Origin of the sequence: Kluyvera sp., assembly GCF_047971185.1 — a bacterium.
GTDB lineage: Bacteria > Pseudomonadota > Gammaproteobacteria > Enterobacterales > Enterobacteriaceae > Kluyvera.
On record NZ_JBKDZH010000080.1, the window covers coordinates 35568 to 50974 of the forward strand.

Here is a 15407-nt window from a genome sequence, read left to right on the forward strand (position 1 = left end):
GAACAGGTTATCCACAGAGGTGGGAAAACAGCGATTGGCGTATTTACTCCATTAACCAATACTTTCCCCCGCGTGTGGCCCAGGTTATCCACATACCGGCTATCTTTTTCATGATTCTCATTGTTGCAATGATAGACGATAAATACCATATGTTGGGCCGGGACGCATTTTAAGTTCTATATGTAGTGATTTGCATCAAACATGTTTGCGCTTTTATTGATTCAGGACAAAGTAAAAATGCGAGAGTACATATGGCAGGCGTTATCGATTATGTAAATTTTGTTGCGCAATAAATGTACGAAAAAAGGCGTAGAAACAGTGTGATGCAGGCAGGCCCGGCAGCGCAGCGCTGCCGGGTAGGGGGATTAGCCCTGAAGCCACCAGACGGCTTCAAACGGGCGCAGGGTCATCGCGGTAGGGGTCGAAGCGGCATCGGCGTAGTTGCTCATCAGCACGCGGGCATCGGCAACGGTATCCGTTGGCTGCCATGCCTGCGGCTCTGCGCTAAGGTTGGCAACAACCAGCAGCGTTTGCCCCTGCCACTGGCGGCGATAGCACCACAGCGACGGATGCTCCGGCAGCAGATCCTGATAGTCGCCCCAGGTCAGTACCGGCTGCGATTTACGCAACGCAATCAGCTGTTGATAGGTATAAAATACCGAATCGGGATCCGCCAATGCTTGCTCAACGTTAATGCTTGCATAGTTGTCGGACACGCCAATCCACGGCTCGCCTTCGGTGAAACCGGCGTTGGCGCTGGCGTCCCACTGCATCGGCGTGCGGCTGTTGTCGCGCGATTTACTGGCGAGGATGGCCAGCAGCTCGTCCGGGTTTTTCCCCTGCGCCAGCAGCTCGGCGTACATATTGTGGCTCTCCACATCGCGATACTGCTCAAGCTTCGCAAAATGGGGGTTGGTCATGCCAATCTCTTCACCCTGATAAATGTACGGCGTACCCTGCATGCCGTGCAGCACCATCGCCAGCATCTTCGCCGCCGTAATGCGATATTCACCTTCATCACCAAAGCGGGAGACGATGCGCGGTTGGTCGTGGTTACACCAGAACAGCGCGTTCCACGCACGGTTATGCATCCCTTGCTGCCAGTGGCTGAACAGCGATTTCAGCGCCACGAAGTCCGGGCGCGCCAGCGTCCACTTTTCGCCGCCGGGGTAGTCCACTTTCAGGTGATGGAAGTTGAAGGTCATCGACAGCTCTTTGCCGTCCAGAGACGCATACTGCTGGCAGTTTTCCAGGGTGGTCGAAGACATCTCGCCGACGGTCATCAGGCCGCGTGGGGTAAAGACATCGCGGCTGAACTCCTGCAGAAACTCATGCGCGCGCGGGCCGTCGGTGTAGAAGCGGCGGCCGTCGCCCTGATGGTCATCCGGGAAGGTCTGGTCTTTTGAAATCAGGTTAACGACGTCGAGACGCAGGCCGTCAACGCCGCGATCGGCCCAGAACTCGCAGACCTTTTTCAGCTCATCACGAACCGTCTCATTTTCCCAGTTAAGATCGGCCTGCTCGGTGGCGAACAGGTGCAGATAGTACTGGCCGCTCTCGGCGTCCCACTGCCAGGCGTTGCCGCCAAACTTGGAGCGCCAGTTGTTCGGCGGCGTGTCCGGCGTACCGTCGCGCCAGATATAGAACTGGCGATACGGGCTCTCTTTTTTACGCGATTCCTGGAACCACGCGTGATGGGTAGAAGTGTGGTTCAGCACCATGTCCAGCACGATGCGAATGCCGCGCTGATGCGCCTCGGCGACCAGCTTATCGAAATCCTCCAGCGTGCCGTAAGATGGATCGATTGCCGTGTAGTTGGCGATGTCATAGCCGTTATCCACCTGCGGTGAAACGTAAAACGGCGTGATCCAGATGGCGTCAACGCCGAGCTTTTGCAGATAGTCGAGGCGAGACGTCACGCCGCGCAGGTCTCCCGTACCGCTGCCCGTCGTGTCCTGAAAACTCTTGGGATAAATTTGATAGATGACGCCGTTCTGCCACCAGAGAGGTAGTGTGTTCATGGGGTTGTCCTCGAATAAGAATCAGGGGCGCAAATGCGCCCCGAAGAAGGTGTGTTTACATAACGGGCAGGGTGCCCTGACGCTCTTTGCGCTTGTAGACCACAACCGTCAGGATAATCGGTACCACGATGGTGATAATCATTGCGACGCTGTAGACCGCCCAGAAGGTCGGTTTAATCGACAGGATGCCCGGCAGGCCGCCGACGCCGATACCGTTCGCCAGCACGCCGTACAGGCCGCACAGCAGGCCCGCAATACCGGAACCAATCATGGCGCAGAGCATCGGGAAGCGGTACTTCAGGTTGATCCCGTACATCGCCGGTTCGGTCACGCCAAGGTAGGCAGAGATGGCGGCCGGTACGGAGATCTCACGCTCTTTCGCTTTACGGCTGCAAATGATAATGCCGACGACGGCAGACGCCTGCGCGATGTTGGACAGGGCAATCATTGGCCACACCGGGGTGCCGCCCATGCTCTGAATCATCTGCATATCAATGGCCAGCGTGGTCTGGTGCACACCGGTAATCACCAGTGGCGCATACAGGAAGCCGAACAGCGCTGCGCCAATCGGTGCGAAGCTGCCGGTCAGCAGGTGACGTACCGCGAAGGCAACGCCGTCGCCAATCAAGCGACCGAATGGCCCGATAATCGCGTGAGCGAGGAATACCGCCAGAATCAGTGAGCACACCGGTACGATGACGAGGTACAGATAGTCCGGCACGATACGTTTGAGGCGCGTCTCAATAAAGCCGAGGGTCAGACCCGCCAGCAGCGCCGGGATAACCTGCGCCTGATAGCCGACTTTGGCGATGGTAAACAGGCCGAAGTTCCACACTTCCGGCACCTGCTGACCGAGCAGATAAGCGTTCATCAGCTGCGGCGACACGAGGGTAACGCCAAGCACGATGCCGAGGATCGGCGTGCCGCCCATTTTCTTCACCGCCGACCAGCAGATACCTACCGGCAGGTAGAAGAAGATGGCTTCGCCAATCAGCCATAGGAAATCATAGGCGGTTTGCAGCGACGGGTGCATCTGCGCCAGCGTCTGGCCGTTGCTCATCGGCAGGTCGCCGATCACGTTACGGAAGCCTAAGATCAGACCCCCGCTGATCAGCGCCGGCAGCAGCGGGAAGAAGATCTCGGCAAAGTGGGAGATCATCTGCTCGTGCCATTTCATGTTCTGGCGCGCCGCCTGTTTGGCCTGCTCTTTATCCACGCCGGTCTGACCGGTGGTGGCCAGCAGCGCCTGATAGTAGTCGCCCACTTCGGTGCCAATGACCACCTGGAACTGCCCGGCGTTGGTAAAGCAGCCCTTTACCATCGGCAGTTCTTCGATCGCTTTTGGATCCGCTTTGGCCGGGTCGTTCAGCACAAAGCGCAGGCGCGTGATGCAGTGGCTAACGGTCGCGATGTTTTCGCGTCCGCCGACCAGATCGATAAGTTTATCGATGTTCTTTTGGTCTATTTTTTTGCTCATGTCAGGGCCTTCAAACAGAGATAAGATCTTCCCGATAACCGCCGGTACAGACTGCCGTAATTCGGGCAACCTGACGGATTCAGGACATGAATCGTTATTAATACGCTGATTATAAGCGTAGCGGGTTTACGGATTTGGGAAAATGGGAACGTTCCCGAAACGTAGCGAAGATCACATTAAAGCGGATGTTAAGCTTAGGCGAGGGTGGCGGGGATCACGATCTGCTGCGGCTCGCGAGTGCCGCCGATCAAGGCGTTCAGCTGATCTGCGGCGCGGCGTCCGGCCTCGGCGTAGCCGGGATCGACGGTGATAATTTCCGGGTGCAAAAACTTGGTCAGCGGGGTATTACCGACGCTTGCCAGCTGGACGCTGTTGATGCGCTGCTCCTGAAAATATTTACTGACGCCCAGGGCGAGGGTATCGGTGGCGCAAATAAGCGCGGTGGTTTCCGGGGTGATGACCTGGCGGGCGAAGTCGTAGCCCTGTTTCATCGCCAGCCCCGGCAGCGCGGCGACCGGTTCCAACTGGTGGCGCTGGCAGAAATCCTGATAGGCGTCGTGACGGCGCTGGCCGGTGGTGACATCGCCTGGAGGCACCCCGAGGAAGCTGATATGGCGATGGCCGCGTTCGAACAGGCGCTGCATCAGCAGGGTGATAGCGCCGTGGTCGTCATAGCAAACCGAGGAGAAGCCGCCGGCGTCGCGGGCCATCAGCACCAGCGAAGACTGCCAGTTAGCCAGCATGTCGTCGGTGATGCCGGTAAAACCAAACAGGATCACACCGTCGATATTGCGGCGTTTAAGCATCGCCAGATGCTCCACCACCTTTTCGGGCGAGAACTGGCTTTCCATCATGATCGGGTCATAGCCCTGTTCGTAAAACGCCGGCAGCATGGTCTGCACCGCCAGGTTTTCCGATAGCGAGTCCAGACGGGTAACGATAATGGCGACCACTTTATCGCTTTGCCCCCGCATGGCGCGCGCGGAGCGAGAAGGGGAGAAGCCGTGCTGGATCATTACCGCTTCCACGCGCTCGCGGGTGCGTTCGCTGACGCCGCTTTCGTTATTCAGGACGCGGGACACGGTTGATTTGCCAACACCACTCAGGCGAGCGATATCTTTGATGGTCAGCCGATTTTGCATGTAGTTGCCCCACGTGAATATTTTTGCCGTCAGACCTGATGGTTGACGTGTTGTTGAATTACTTGCCGTTATTATATCGCTCTAATAGTCACAAAACTTATGATTTTCTGCGTATAATTCGCGGCGATTTCGTCTTTCACCCTTACCGGAGGCTTTATGGATCCCGATCCCGCACCTCTCTCGCGCTGGAGAGTAACGTTCCGGTAAGTCAGCTTTGCGCTGCCTTGCCGATGATGTGAGGCAGTGACATTCCTTAATCATGTCCCTGCAATAAAAATTAAGTGCCTGTGCGGTACAGATTGACTGTGCCCACAGGTCTGACTGCGGTCGCGTCCGGCGACTGCAGGGGGATTTTGTATGCTGAAAAATTTAACCCGGCAGCTGTTTGCACAGCTTGGCCGCCACCTGCCGCGCCGTCTGGTACAGCGCGATCCGATGCTCACTCAGCAAAGCGTCGCCCATACGCCCATTCCACCTTCGCTCAGCGAACACTGCCTCAAAATGGCCCAGCTTAGCGAGCAGGAGCTGTGGCAAATCTTTAATACCCATCCGGAAGGATTGAATGCGGCGGAAGTGGAGCAGGCGCGCGCGCTACACGGTGAAAACCAGCTGCCGGCACAGCAGCCTCAGCCGTGGTGGGTGCATCTGTGGCTCTGCTACCGTAACCCGTTCAACATCCTGCTGACCGTGCTGGCCGCCGTCTCTTACGCCACGGAAGATCTGTTCGCGGCGGTGGTGATTGTGCTGATGGTGGGCATTTCCACGCTGCTGAATTTCGTGCAGGAGGCGCGCTCAACCAAAGCCGCCGATACCCTGAAAGCGATGGTCAGCAACACCGCAACGGTGCTGCGTGTCGTCAACGATAAGGGCGAGAGCAGCTGGGTGGAACTGCCTATCGACCAGCTGGTGCCGGGCGATATTATCAAGCTCGCCGCCGGGGATATGATTCCGGCGGATCTGCGCGTGATTCAGGCCCGCGATCTGTTCGTGGCGCAGGCCTCGCTGACCGGCGAATCGCTGCCGGTGGAGAAAGTGGCGAACACCCGCGAGCCACAGCAAACGAACCCGCTTGAGTGCGACACGCTGTGCTTTATGGGCACCAACGTGGTCAGCGGCACCGCGCAGACGATGGTGATTGCCACCGGAGCGAACACCTGGTTTGGTCAGTTGGCCGGGCGCGTGAGCGAGCAGGAGAGCGAGCCGAACGCCTTCCAGAAAGGCATCAGCCGCGTCAGCATGCTGCTGATCCGCTTTATGCTGGTGATGGCGCCGATTGTGCTGGTCATTAACGGATACACCAAAGGCGACTGGTGGGAAGCGGCGCTGTTCGCGCTCTCCGTCGCCGTCGGCCTGACGCCGGAAATGCTGCCGATGATCGTCACCTCCACGCTGGCGCGCGGCGCGGTGAAGCTCTCTAAGCAAAAGGTGATTGTGAAGCACCTCGACGCTATTCAGAACTTTGGCGCGATGGACATTCTGTGCACCGACAAAACCGGCACCCTGACGCAGGATAAAATCGTGCTGGAAAACCACACCGATGTATCCGGCAAGGTCAGCGAACGGGTGCTGCAAACCGCGTGGCTGAACAGCCATTACCAGACCGGGCTGAAAAACCTGCTCGATACCGCAGTGCTGGAAGGGGTAGATGAAGCGGCGGCCCGCGAGCTGTCTACCGCCTGGCAGAAGGTGGATGAGATCCCGTTTGATTTCGAGCGCCGCCGTATGTCGGTGGTGGTGAGCGAGAAGCCGGACGTCCACAAGCTGATTTGCAAAGGCGCGTTGCAGGAGATCCTCAACGTCTGTAGCCAGGTGTATCACAACGGTGAAATCGTGCCGCTGGATGACACCATGCTGCGCCGTATCCGTCGGGTGACCGACAACCTGAACCGTCAGGGGCTGCGGGTGGTGGCGGTGGCCAGCAAATTCCTGCCCGCGCGTGAAGGCGACTATCAGCGTATTGATGAATCGGACCTGATTCTTGAAGGCTACATCGCCTTCCTCGATCCGCCGAAAGAGACCACCGCACCGGCGCTGAAAGCGCTGAAGGCCAGCGGCATCACGGTGAAAATTCTGACCGGCGATAGCGAGCTGGTGGCGGCGAAAGTGTGCCATGAAGTGGGGCTGGACGCCGGTGAGGTGATTATCGGCAGCGATATTGAGCACCTGAGCGACGACGAGCTGGCGAAGCTTGCCCAGCGCACCACGTTGTTCGCCCGCCTGACGCCGATGCATAAAGAGCGCATCGTGACGCTGCTGAAGCGCGAAGGCCACGTGGTGGGCTTTATGGGCGACGGCATCAACGACGCCCCGGCGCTGCGCGCGGCGGATATCGGTATTTCAGTGGACGGCGCGGTGGATATCGCCCGTGAGGCGGCGGATATCATCCTGCTGGAAAAAAGCCTGATGGTGCTGGAAGAGGGGGTGATCGAAGGGCGCCGCACCTTCTCGAACATGCTCAAGTACATCAAGATGACCGCCAGCTCCAACTTCGGTAACGTCTTCAGCGTGCTGGTGGCCAGCGCCTTCCTGCCGTTCCTGCCGATGCTGCCGTTACACTTACTGATTCAGAACCTGCTGTACGATGTATCCCAGGTGGCGCTGCCGTTTGATAACGTCGATGACGAGCAGATTCGTAAACCGCAGCGCTGGAACCCGGCGGATCTGGGGCGCTTTATGGTGTTCTTCGGGCCGATCAGCTCCATCTTCGACATTCTGACTTTCTGCCTGATGTGGTGGGTGTTTAAGGCCAATACCCCGGAAATGCAGACCCTGTTCCAGTCCGGCTGGTTTATTGAAGGGCTGCTGTCACAGACGCTGATTGTGCATATGATTCGTACCCGCCGCATTCCGTTCGTGCAGAGCCGTGCCGCCTGGCCGCTGTTTGCCATGACGCTGCTGGTGATGGCGGTCGGTATCGCGCTGCCGTTCTCGCCGCTGGCCAGCTACCTGCAGCTGCAGCCGCTGCCGCTCAGCTACTTTCCGTGGCTGGTGGCGATTCTGGTGGGCTACATGACGCTGACGCAGCTGGTGAAAGGCTTCTTCAGCCGTCGCTACGGCTGGCAGTGATTGTGGTGGCCCCGGGGTCACTGCGGTCGCCCGGGCTACAGGAAACACGAATGTAGCCCGGCCAAGCGAAGCGCCGCCGGGAAACCACCGCACAAAACAAAAAAGGCAGCCATTGGCTGCCTTTCTTCATACTGCATCGCGATCAGCGACGTACGGCAATCGCTTCGATTTCAATCTTCACGTCTTTCGGCAGACGCGCCACTTCCACGCAGGAACGCGCCGGGAAGGTGGCATTGTGCTCGGTGAAGAACGCTTCGTAAGTGGCGTTAACGGTCGCGAAATCGTTGAGATCTTTTACGAATACGGTCGTTTTCACGATATCGCCCACTTTCAGGCCAGCGGCCTCAACGATAGCTTTAACGTTTTCCAGCGACTGACGCGCCTGTGCGGACACGTCTTCCGGCACGCTGCCGGTTTTTGGGTCAACCGGGATCTGACCGGAAGTGATGATCATGCTGCCCAGATCAACGCCCTGAACGTAGGGTCCAATAGCTGCCGGTGCATTTTCCGTCGCAATAGTTTTGCTCATGATATCTCCAGATGAACTGCGGTAATGAGGTCGTAGCCATTATAGGGACGCCTAATACCAATACCAACCGCAATTAGTTGGCCAGCACCACATAATGGGAAAACTCTTTTTCACAGTATTTGCATTTGAGCGCAACGTCATCGGCGCGTTTTTTCACTGCAAAGCTCGATGAAACCGGCTCGGCGTGGCTGATGCAGTTGCTGTGCGGGCACACCAGCTCGCTGTCCATGCGCTCCGGCAGGCTGGGGCGCGTTTTGCCGACCACTTCGTAATTATCGATGCGGTTGACGGTGGCCTCTGGCGCGTACAGCGACAGCTGATTGACCTGCTCGTCGGTCAGGAAGGTGTTCTCAATTTTAATCAGATCTTTACGGCCCATCTCTCCGGACGGCAGGTTCAGGCCAATGGTGATGCGCTGGTCGGTTTCGGTCAGCTTGAACAGCGTCAGCAGCTTAAAGCCAACCTGTGCCGGGATATGGTCGATTACGGTGCCACGTTTGATGGCTTCTACCTGCAATTTGTTGTCGTGTGTCATCGTCATTTCCCCTTACAGAGCCAGTTCGCTATTCAGTACCAGTGCCAGTAACGCCTGGCGGGCGAAGATGCCGTTACCGGCCTGCTGGAAGTACCAGGCGTGCGGCGTCTTATCGACATCGGTGGTGATTTCATCAATACGCGGCAGCGGGTGCAGCACTTTCATGTTATCGCGTGCGCCGGTCAAATCCGCGGCGCGCAGGACGAACTGCGCCTTCACGTTGGCGTATTCCGACGGGTCAAGGCGCTCTTTCTGCACCCGGGTCATGTACAGAATGTCGACCTCGGCCATCACTTCCTCAATGGCGCTGTGCAGGCTCCAGGCGATACCTTTCTCGTCGAGCATATCGAGGATGTACTGCGGCATTGCCAGCGCGTCCGGGGCGATAAAGTAGAAGCGGTTGCCGTTAAATTTCGCCAGCGCCTGGGTCAGCGAGTGCACGGTGCGGCCATACTTCAGGTCGCCGACCATCGCGATGTTGAGATTTTCGAGACGGCCCTGGGTTTCCTGAATGGTGAACAGGTCGAGCAGCGTCTGAGTTGGGTGCTGGTTCGCGCCGTCACCGGCATTAAGTACCGGAATGCCGCCGGAGAATTCGGTGGCCAGACGCGCCGCGCCTTCCTGCGGGTGACGCATCACGATGGCGTCAACGTAGGTGCTGATTACCGAAATGGTGTCGGCCAGGGTTTCGCCTTTTTTGCCGAGAGAGGTATTGGCGCTGTCGGAGAAGCCGACCACGCTGGCGCCGAGGCGGTGCATAGAGGTTTCAAAGGAGAGGCGGGTACGCGTCGAGGCCTCGAAGAAGCAGCTGGCGATAACCTTGTGCTTGAGCAGCTCCGGCTGTGGATTGGCTTTCAGTTTAGCGGCGGTCGCCAAAACCAGCTCAAGGTCTTCGCGGCTGAGATCGTTTATGGAAATGATGTGTTTTTGATACAGCGGATTAGCCATGTTTATCTCCTGACGACGGCGCAAAAAAAAAAGCCCCTTAAATAAGGGGCTTTACGAATACGGATGCAACGGAAAGGAAAAACGGCAGGCCAGCGTCTGTTTTGAGACGCGGTAAGACGCGATGTCGTACACACTGAACCATAATTCCTCCCGGCAAAACGGGTGGCATTATACGCAGCTTTAGTAGGCAATCAAGCGATGAATTCACATTTTAATCAACGAAAACGATTCTCATAGAATGAGTATTCGCTTTTTATGCATTTAAATTCTACGGCGCGCCCGGCAGGCGCAAAGTGTGCGCTAAACCGGCAGGATGGCAATAACAGGATAAAAAGTGCTGGTATGGTATCGCGAATTTACGTATAACAACTGAAAATTGAAACATTGTTTTATTTATGGAGTCATCATGATTATTGGCAACATTCATAACGTGCAGTCCTGGCTGCCGGAAGAGCTGCGTCAGGCGATTGCCTACATCAAAGCGAACGTCACCGCAGAGACCCCGGAAGGGAAATACGACATCGACGGCAACCGTCTGTTCTATATGGTTTCTGAAAACATGACCGAGCCGTTTGCCGAGCGCCGCGCCGAGTATCACGCGCGTTACCTGGATATCCAGGTGGTGCTGAGCGGCCAGGAAGGGATGGCGTTCAGCACGCAGCCTGCGGGCAAACCGGACACCGACTGGCTGGCTGATAAAGACATCGCGTTCCTGCCGGAAGGCGTGCAGGAAAAAATGGTGGTGATGAGCGAAGGTGATTTCGTGGTGTTTTATCCGGGCGAAGTGCACAAACCGCTGTGCGCCGTCGGGGCACCGGCGAAAGTGCGTAAGCTGGTGGTGAAACTGCTGGTTGAGTGATATGTAGCCCGGACGAGGTGCGATAGCGCCGACTCCGGGGTGTTCCCGGCGTCGCGGTGCTCGGCCGGGCTACTTTATTACTTGCTCAGCGTTGCAACCATCACCGCTTTGATGGTGTGCATCCGGTTTTCCGCCTGATCAAACACGATGCTGGCCGGCGATTCAAAGACCTCATCGGTCACTTCCATGCCGCCGTGCATGCCGTATTCAGCGGCCATTTTCTTGCCGAGCGTGGTCTGGTCATCATGGAAGGCGGGCAGGCAGTGCAGGAATTTAACCTGCGGGTTGCCGGTCAGCTTCATCATGGCGCTGTTCACCTGATAGCCGCGCAGCAGCGCGATACGTTCCGCCCACTTCTCTTTGGCTTCGCCCATCGATACCCACACGTCGGTATAGATAAAGTCGGCCCCTTTCACGCCTGCGGCGATATCTTCCGTCAGCGTCACGTTGCCGCCGTTTTTCTGCGCCAGCGCTTTACACTCGGCCACCAGGCTCTCTTCCGGCCAGCACGCCTGTGGCGCGACAAGACGCAGATCCAGCCCGGTTAACGCCGCCGCTTCGAGCATCGAGTTACCCATGTTGTTACGCGCATCGCCCGCATAGACCAGCGTCATTTCGTTGAACGCTTTGCCCGGCAGGTGTTCCTGCATGGTCAGCAGGTCCGCCAGCAGCTGAGTCGGGTGGAATTCGTCGGTCAGGCCGTTCCACACCGGCACGCCGGAGTACTCGGCCAATGTTTCAACCACTTCCTGGCCGTAGCCGCGATACTGAATGCCGTCATACATGCGGCCCAGCACGCGCGCAGTGTCTTTAATCGATTCTTTGTGGCCAATCTGGCTGCCGCTGGATCCCAGATAGGTGACGCGAGCGCCCTGATCGTAAGCGGCAACTTCGAAAGAGCATCGTGTACGGGTCGAGTCTTTTTCGAAGATGAGCGCGATGTTTTTACCGGTCAGGTTCGGCGTCTCTGCGCCTTTCTTTTTATCCGCTTTGAGTTTTGCCGCGAGCTGCAGCAGCGTGGTGATTTCTGCAGGGGTAAAATCGAGTAATTTTAAGAAGTTCTTTTTATACAGAGTAGACATTTTTCCCTCACCTGGCTCAAGCCACTTATTGAATTAAAATTCACTTTATATGTATGAATATTCATTTGCAACCCCCATAACAAATCTTTGTCGGAAAGGTGGAGGCAATGGCGGCGGTATGTGACAATAAGAGCATCAGCCACATTATGAGGAACGAGCCATGGCAAACCCGGAACACCTGGAAGAACAGCGTGAAGAAACGCGTCTGATTATTGAAGAACTGCTGGAAGACGGCAGCGATCCTGATGCGCTGTACACCATCGAACACCACCTTTCCGCTGACGATTTCGAAAGCCTGGAGAAGGCGGCGGTCGAAGCGTTCAAGCTGGGCTATGAAGTGACCGAGCCGGAAGAGCTGGAAGTGGAAGAAGGCGACACCGTGATCTGCTGCGATATCCTCAGTGAATGTGCGCTGAATGCCGAGCTGATTGACGCCCAGGTTGAGCAACTGATGAACCTGGCCGAGAAGTTTGAAGTGGAATACGACGGTTGGGGCACCTACTACGAAGACCCGAACGGCGAAGAAGGCGATGACGACGAAGACTACGTCGACGAAGAAGACGACGGCGTGCGTCACTAAGTCATCTCACGACCTACGGCAGCGCCCGCTGCCGTAGGGCAAGGATTTCGGTATGGATTACCCGCAAATACTCTCCCCGGTTGTTGATTTCCTGCACTGCAAAACGCCGCAGGCGTGGCTCGATAAAGCCCGCGATCCGGCCAATCTTCCTCTGTTGCTGACCGACCACCTCGTGTGCGAGCTGAAAGCGGCGCAAACCGCAATGCTGCTGGTGCGTAAATATGTCGCCGATAAAGACGGCGCACAGGCGCTGCTCGACTGGCTAAAACCGTATGAGGCCTTTGCCTTTCGCGAGGGCGAGGAGCCCGATTTTGCCGCGCTGAATAAGCAGATTAACAAAAGCGTGATGCCGCAGACCGATGACCCGTGGGGCCGCCAATTGATCGACAGCATGGTGCTGCTGATCAAAGAGGAGCTGCACCACTTCTGGCAGGTACGCGAGGCGATGCAGCGTCGCGAGATCCCCTACGTCAAAATCACCGCCAGCCGCTATGCCAAAGGTATGCTCAAAGAGGTGCGCACCCACGAGCCGCTGACGCTGATCGATAAGCTGATTTGCGGCGCCTATATCGAGGCCCGTTCCTGCGAGCGTTTTGCTGCGCTGGCGCCGTATCTGGACGCTGATTTGCAGGCGTTTTATCTGTCGCTGCTGCGTTCTGAGGCGCGTCACTATCAGGACTATCTGACGCTGGCACAGCAGGTGGCGGCTGATGATATCGGCGACCGCGTACGCTTCTTTGGCGAAGTGGAAGCCTCGCTCATCTCTACGCCTGACGATGAATTCCGCTTCCACAGCGGCGTGCCCGTCTAGCCTCTCACCTTTTCCCGGCGGAAAAATCTGGTGGCTGGAAATCGTCCAGCTTTGCCGCAATAATCGACACACAACACGGGGAAGCATAATCCCCGGCAGGGTTATTGTTTCGGCTAAGGATATTCAATGAACTGGGCACACGTATTACTGGCAGGGTACATCGGGGCGGTTATCGCCATCATCGTTGGCGTATTTCGTAAAAAAGGCTGGATTGGCAAGGTCGCGAGCGGGGTGATTTTCGTTGTCGCTATCGTCGGCTGGAATCTGTTTGACGTGCATTACCTTATTCCGCGTGAAAGCCCGGACTATGGCCTGACGGAAACGCAGAAGTTTGAAAAGGCGATGCTGGCAATGCCGGTCTATCAGGTGATTAAAGAGCAGGAGCCTGCGCTTTGGCAGCATATTCTCAGCCAGGCCGCCGAGATGAAAGAGGCGGGGAAAGGCGAACAGCAGATTATCGACGCCATTCAGCCGCAGATTCTGCAGATGCAGATGGCGCGCTTGCAGCAGGCACCCGATGCCAACGTGATTGATTATATGAAGATTAACCTCGAACAGATTGCGGCGGTGGAAAAGGTGGGCGATGACGAATGTTTTCGCTTCCTGTTCCCGGCGGTGAAAGGGGGAATTAACCCGGTCCGCATTATTCCGCACGAGATTATGCAGCGTCGTATGGCGAGTGATATGAGTATGCTGTATGCCTCTCATGGCCCGAAAAAACATACCGTGACGGCGGAAGAAAAGCAGCTGGCGCTCCAGGACCTGCAGGCTCTCAGCCCCGGTCTGGTACAGCGCTATGGCCAGGATATCCAGATTATGGCTGACCCGAGTAAAGGCGTAGGGAAAGAGAAGCTGACCTGCGACATGGTACAGGACTTATGGGATCAGGTGCTCAAACTGCCGACCGCACGATCGGCCGGCATGATACGCCTGATGCTCTCCGCTGAGATGCAATAGCGGGAATCAGAGCGGTTTCAGCATCCGGACTTCACAGTCGACGTGACCGGTGCAGCCGAGGGGTTCCGCGATGTGCGCGAACCCCAGGCGCTCGTAGAGGCGAATGGCTTCCGTCAGAAACGCGGTCGTTTCCAGATAGCACTGTTTAAATCCCTGCTCACGGGCGTGATCCAGCGCCATCAGCGCCAGCCTTTTCGCCAGCCCCTGGCCACGTACGCTCGGCAGAAAGTACATCTTTTGCAGTTCGCAGATATCCGGTTCGCTACAGCCTAACGGCGCGACGCCGCCACCGCCTACCACCTGACCATTCTGCTCAACTACCCAATAGGCCGCGCCCGGCTGGCTGTATACCTGATACAGTTCGTCCAGATTAGGGTCGGCCACGGTATAGCCTTTATCGGCGGTCAGACCGTATTCGGCGGAGACCTGACGGATAACGTGGGCGATAGCGGCGTTGTCGTCGGCGGTAATGCGGCGTAGCGTTGCCAGGACAGGTGTAGTAACACTCATAACGAACTCATGACAGAAACGTGAAATATATGCAGTTAATACCATTGTGGTGAGGGGAAGCGCAAGCGAGGATAATTCAATAAAAAGCCTCTGAGCATTTGCGTCAGAGGCTTTTGTTGTCTGCGACGTCGGATGCGCTACGCTTATCCGACCTACGTTGACGGAGCCTGTAGTCCGAATAAGCGTAGCGACATCCGGCAAACGTACAGGCAGGATTGTTACAGCGCGGCGATAACCGCCTGCTGCTCAATCAGCTTCGCTTTCGCTTCCGCGTAGCCGTCCAGCTTCTCACGCTCTTTAGCAATGACCGCTTCCGGTGCGCGAGCGACAAAACCTTCGTTGGAGAGTTTGCCTTCGATACGGGCAATCTCGCCTTCGATTTTCGCCACTTCTTTCGCCAGACGCGCCAGCTCATCTTCTTTGTTGATGAGGCCAGCCATCGGGATCAGCAGCTCGGCGCCGTCGATGATTTTGGTCACGGAAACCGGACCTTTGTCATCGGCTGGCAGCACGGTGATGCTTTCCAGACGTGCCAGGTTCAGCAGGAAGCTACGGTTGTCGTTCACGCGACGCATCGCGTCAGCGCTGCAACCACGCAGCAGCAGCTCCAGCGGTTTGCCCGGGGCGATGTTCATTTCCGCACGAATGTTGCGTACGGCAACGATCGCCTGCTTCAGCCATTCGGTATCGGCCAACGCGGCTTCATCAACCTGCGCGGCGTTATATTCCGGGAACGGCTGCAGCATAATGGTATCGGCGGTAATACCGCAAATGACCTTCACGCGCTGCCAGATGGTTTCAGTGATGAACGGGATGATCGGGTGCGCCAGGCGCAGCAGACCTTCCAGCACGGTGACCAGCGTATTGCGGGTGCCGCGCAGTTCAGATTC

At 56.9% G+C, this 15407-nt stretch carries 17 protein-coding genes; 6 read left to right on the forward strand and 11 right to left on the reverse strand.

Translation table 11 applies throughout. The features are described 5' to 3' along the window. Positions 1–365: 365 nt before the first annotated feature. The 3 genes from treC to treR all read right to left on the reverse strand — a co-directional run bounded on the left by treC (position 366) and on the right by treR (position 4640). On the reverse strand, positions 366–2021 hold the full coding sequence (gene treC / locus ACK5JN_RS19050; RefSeq protein ID WP_416871583.1) for an alpha,alpha-phosphotrehalase: 1656 nt from the start codon (positions 2019–2021) through the stop codon (positions 366–368). Positions 2022–2076: 55 nt separating this feature from the next. Beyond that, a complete protein-coding gene (treB, locus tag ACK5JN_RS19055) occupies positions 2077–3498 on the reverse strand; it encodes a PTS trehalose transporter subunit IIBC (RefSeq protein ID WP_416871584.1) in 1422 nt (473 codons plus the stop codon). A 194-nt stretch (positions 3499–3692) separates the two neighbouring features. After that, positions 3693–4640 carry a trehalose operon repressor TreR gene (gene treR / locus ACK5JN_RS19060; protein WP_416871585.1) on the reverse strand — a complete coding sequence of 316 codons (948 nt, stop codon included), beginning with the start codon at positions 4638–4640 and terminating at the stop codon, positions 3693–3695. Between the two features lie 156 nt (positions 4641–4796). On the opposite strand from treR, the gene mgtL reads away from it, so the two are divergent. Together mgtL and mgtA are read left to right on the forward strand one after the other, a co-directional pair. Then, positions 4797–4847 carry a mgtA regulatory leader peptide MgtL gene (gene mgtL / locus ACK5JN_RS19065; protein WP_416871596.1) on the forward strand — a complete coding sequence of 17 codons (51 nt, stop codon included), beginning with the start codon at positions 4797–4799 and terminating at the stop codon, positions 4845–4847. Between the two features lie 150 nt (positions 4848–4997). After that, entirely contained in the window at positions 4998–7706 is a 2709-nt protein-coding gene (gene mgtA / locus ACK5JN_RS19070; protein ID WP_416871586.1) for a magnesium-translocating P-type ATPase, read from the forward strand. Positions 7707–7848: 142 nt separating this feature from the next. Here the strand turns inward: mgtA and ridA are convergent, their stop codons facing one another. The 4 genes from ridA to ACK5JN_RS19090 form a co-directional block, all read right to left on the reverse strand. Further along, positions 7849–8235 (reverse strand): 2-iminobutanoate/2-iminopropanoate deaminase, encoded by a 387-nt coding sequence (gene ridA / locus ACK5JN_RS19075; protein WP_000047541.1) that lies wholly within the window; start codon positions 8233–8235, stop codon positions 7849–7851. Between the two features lie 73 nt (positions 8236–8308). Further along, complete coding sequence (gene pyrI, locus ACK5JN_RS19080; RefSeq protein WP_416871587.1) at positions 8309–8770, reverse strand: aspartate carbamoyltransferase regulatory subunit; 462 nt, start codon at positions 8768–8770, stop codon at positions 8309–8311. A 12-nt stretch (positions 8771–8782) separates the two neighbouring features. Then, positions 8783–9718: an aspartate carbamoyltransferase gene (gene pyrB, locus ACK5JN_RS19085; protein ID WP_064546980.1), complete on the reverse strand. Its 936-nt coding sequence runs from the start codon at positions 9716–9718 to the stop codon at positions 8783–8785. A gap of 37 nt (positions 9719–9755) precedes the next feature. Next, on the reverse strand, positions 9756–9860 hold the full coding sequence (locus tag ACK5JN_RS19090; RefSeq protein WP_072351778.1) for a pyrBI operon leader peptide: 105 nt from the start codon (positions 9858–9860) through the stop codon (positions 9756–9758). Positions 9861–10124: 264 nt separating this feature from the next. On the opposite strand from ACK5JN_RS19090, the gene ACK5JN_RS19095 reads away from it, so the two are divergent. After that, positions 10125–10577 (forward strand): YhcH/YjgK/YiaL family protein, encoded by a 453-nt coding sequence (locus tag ACK5JN_RS19095; protein ID WP_416871588.1) that lies wholly within the window; start codon positions 10125–10127, stop codon positions 10575–10577. A 77-nt stretch (positions 10578–10654) separates the two neighbouring features. Here ACK5JN_RS19095 and argF read toward each other — a convergent pair whose 3' ends face one another. Next, entirely contained in the window at positions 10655–11659 is a 1005-nt protein-coding gene (gene argF, locus ACK5JN_RS19100) for an ornithine carbamoyltransferase (protein WP_416871589.1), read from the reverse strand. After that, positions 11629–11724, reverse strand: a complete 96-nt coding sequence (argL, locus tag ACK5JN_RS19105) for a putative translational regulatory protein ArgL (RefSeq protein ID WP_411908129.1) — start codon at positions 11722–11724, stop codon at positions 11629–11631. The genes argF and argL overlap by 31 nt, the downstream gene beginning before the upstream one ends. A gap of 95 nt (positions 11725–11819) precedes the next feature. Between argL and rraB the strand changes: the two genes are divergently transcribed. The 3 genes from rraB to ACK5JN_RS19120 all read left to right on the forward strand — a co-directional run bounded on the left by rraB (position 11820) and on the right by ACK5JN_RS19120 (position 14007). Beyond that, positions 11820–12239 carry a ribonuclease E inhibitor RraB gene (gene rraB, locus ACK5JN_RS19110; protein WP_163445790.1) on the forward strand — a complete coding sequence of 140 codons (420 nt, stop codon included), beginning with the start codon at positions 11820–11822 and terminating at the stop codon, positions 12237–12239. A gap of 52 nt (positions 12240–12291) precedes the next feature. Further along, positions 12292–13050, forward strand: coding sequence for a tRNA isopentenyl-2-thiomethyl-A-37 hydroxylase MiaE (miaE, locus tag ACK5JN_RS19115; protein ID WP_416871590.1), 759 nt, complete (start codon positions 12292–12294; stop codon positions 13048–13050). 126 nt (positions 13051–13176) lie between these two features. Beyond that, entirely contained in the window at positions 13177–14007 is an 831-nt protein-coding gene (locus ACK5JN_RS19120) for a topoisomerase II (RefSeq protein WP_416871591.1), read from the forward strand. 6 nt (positions 14008–14013) lie between these two features. Here ACK5JN_RS19120 and ACK5JN_RS19125 read toward each other — a convergent pair whose 3' ends face one another. Next, positions 14014–14517 (reverse strand): GNAT family N-acetyltransferase, encoded by a 504-nt coding sequence (locus ACK5JN_RS19125; RefSeq protein ID WP_416871592.1) that lies wholly within the window; start codon positions 14515–14517, stop codon positions 14014–14016. A gap of 218 nt (positions 14518–14735) precedes the next feature. Then, positions 14736–15407: class I tRNA ligase family protein (locus ACK5JN_RS19130; protein ID WP_416871593.1), on the reverse strand; the 672-nt coding region annotated here is incomplete at its 5' end.

Bases quoted from the DNA above. Each gene is read 5' to 3' on its own strand.
- argF (WP_416871589.1), bottom strand. From the start codon at position 11,659: ATGTCTACTCTGTATAAAAAGAACTTCTTAAAATTACTCGATTTTACC.
- ACK5JN_RS19125 (WP_416871592.1), bottom strand. From the start codon at position 14,517: ATGAGTGTTACTACACCTGTCCTGGCAACGCTACGCCGCATTACCGCC.
- ridA (WP_000047541.1), bottom strand. From the start codon at position 8,235: ATGAGCAAAACTATTGCGACGGAAAATGCACCGGCAGCTATTGGACCC.
- ACK5JN_RS19095 (WP_416871588.1), top strand. From the start codon at position 10,125: ATGATTATTGGCAACATTCATAACGTGCAGTCCTGGCTGCCGGAAGAG.
- pyrI (WP_416871587.1), bottom strand. From the start codon at position 8,770: ATGACACACGACAACAAATTGCAGGTAGAAGCCATCAAACGTGGCACC.
- argL (WP_411908129.1), bottom strand. From the start codon at position 11,724: ATGAATATTCATACATATAAAGTGAATTTTAATTCAATAAGTGGCTTG.
- rraB (WP_163445790.1), top strand. From the start codon at position 11,820: ATGGCAAACCCGGAACACCTGGAAGAACAGCGTGAAGAAACGCGTCTG.
- treC (WP_416871583.1), bottom strand. From the start codon at position 2,021: ATGAACACACTACCTCTCTGGTGGCAGAACGGCGTCATCTATCAAATT.
- treB (WP_416871584.1), bottom strand. From the start codon at position 3,498: ATGAGCAAAAAAATAGACCAAAAGAACATCGATAAACTTATCGATCTG.
- ACK5JN_RS19090 (WP_072351778.1), bottom strand. From the start codon at position 9,860: ATGGTTCAGTGTGTACGACATCGCGTCTTACCGCGTCTCAAAACAGAC.
- ACK5JN_RS19120 (WP_416871591.1), top strand. From the start codon at position 13,177: ATGAACTGGGCACACGTATTACTGGCAGGGTACATCGGGGCGGTTATC.
- miaE (WP_416871590.1), top strand. From the start codon at position 12,292: ATGGATTACCCGCAAATACTCTCCCCGGTTGTTGATTTCCTGCACTGC.
- mgtA (WP_416871586.1), top strand. From the start codon at position 4,998: ATGCTGAAAAATTTAACCCGGCAGCTGTTTGCACAGCTTGGCCGCCAC.
- treR (WP_416871585.1), bottom strand. From the start codon at position 4,640: ATGCAAAATCGGCTGACCATCAAAGATATCGCTCGCCTGAGTGGTGTT.
- pyrB (WP_064546980.1), bottom strand. From the start codon at position 9,718: ATGGCTAATCCGCTGTATCAAAAACACATCATTTCCATAAACGATCTC.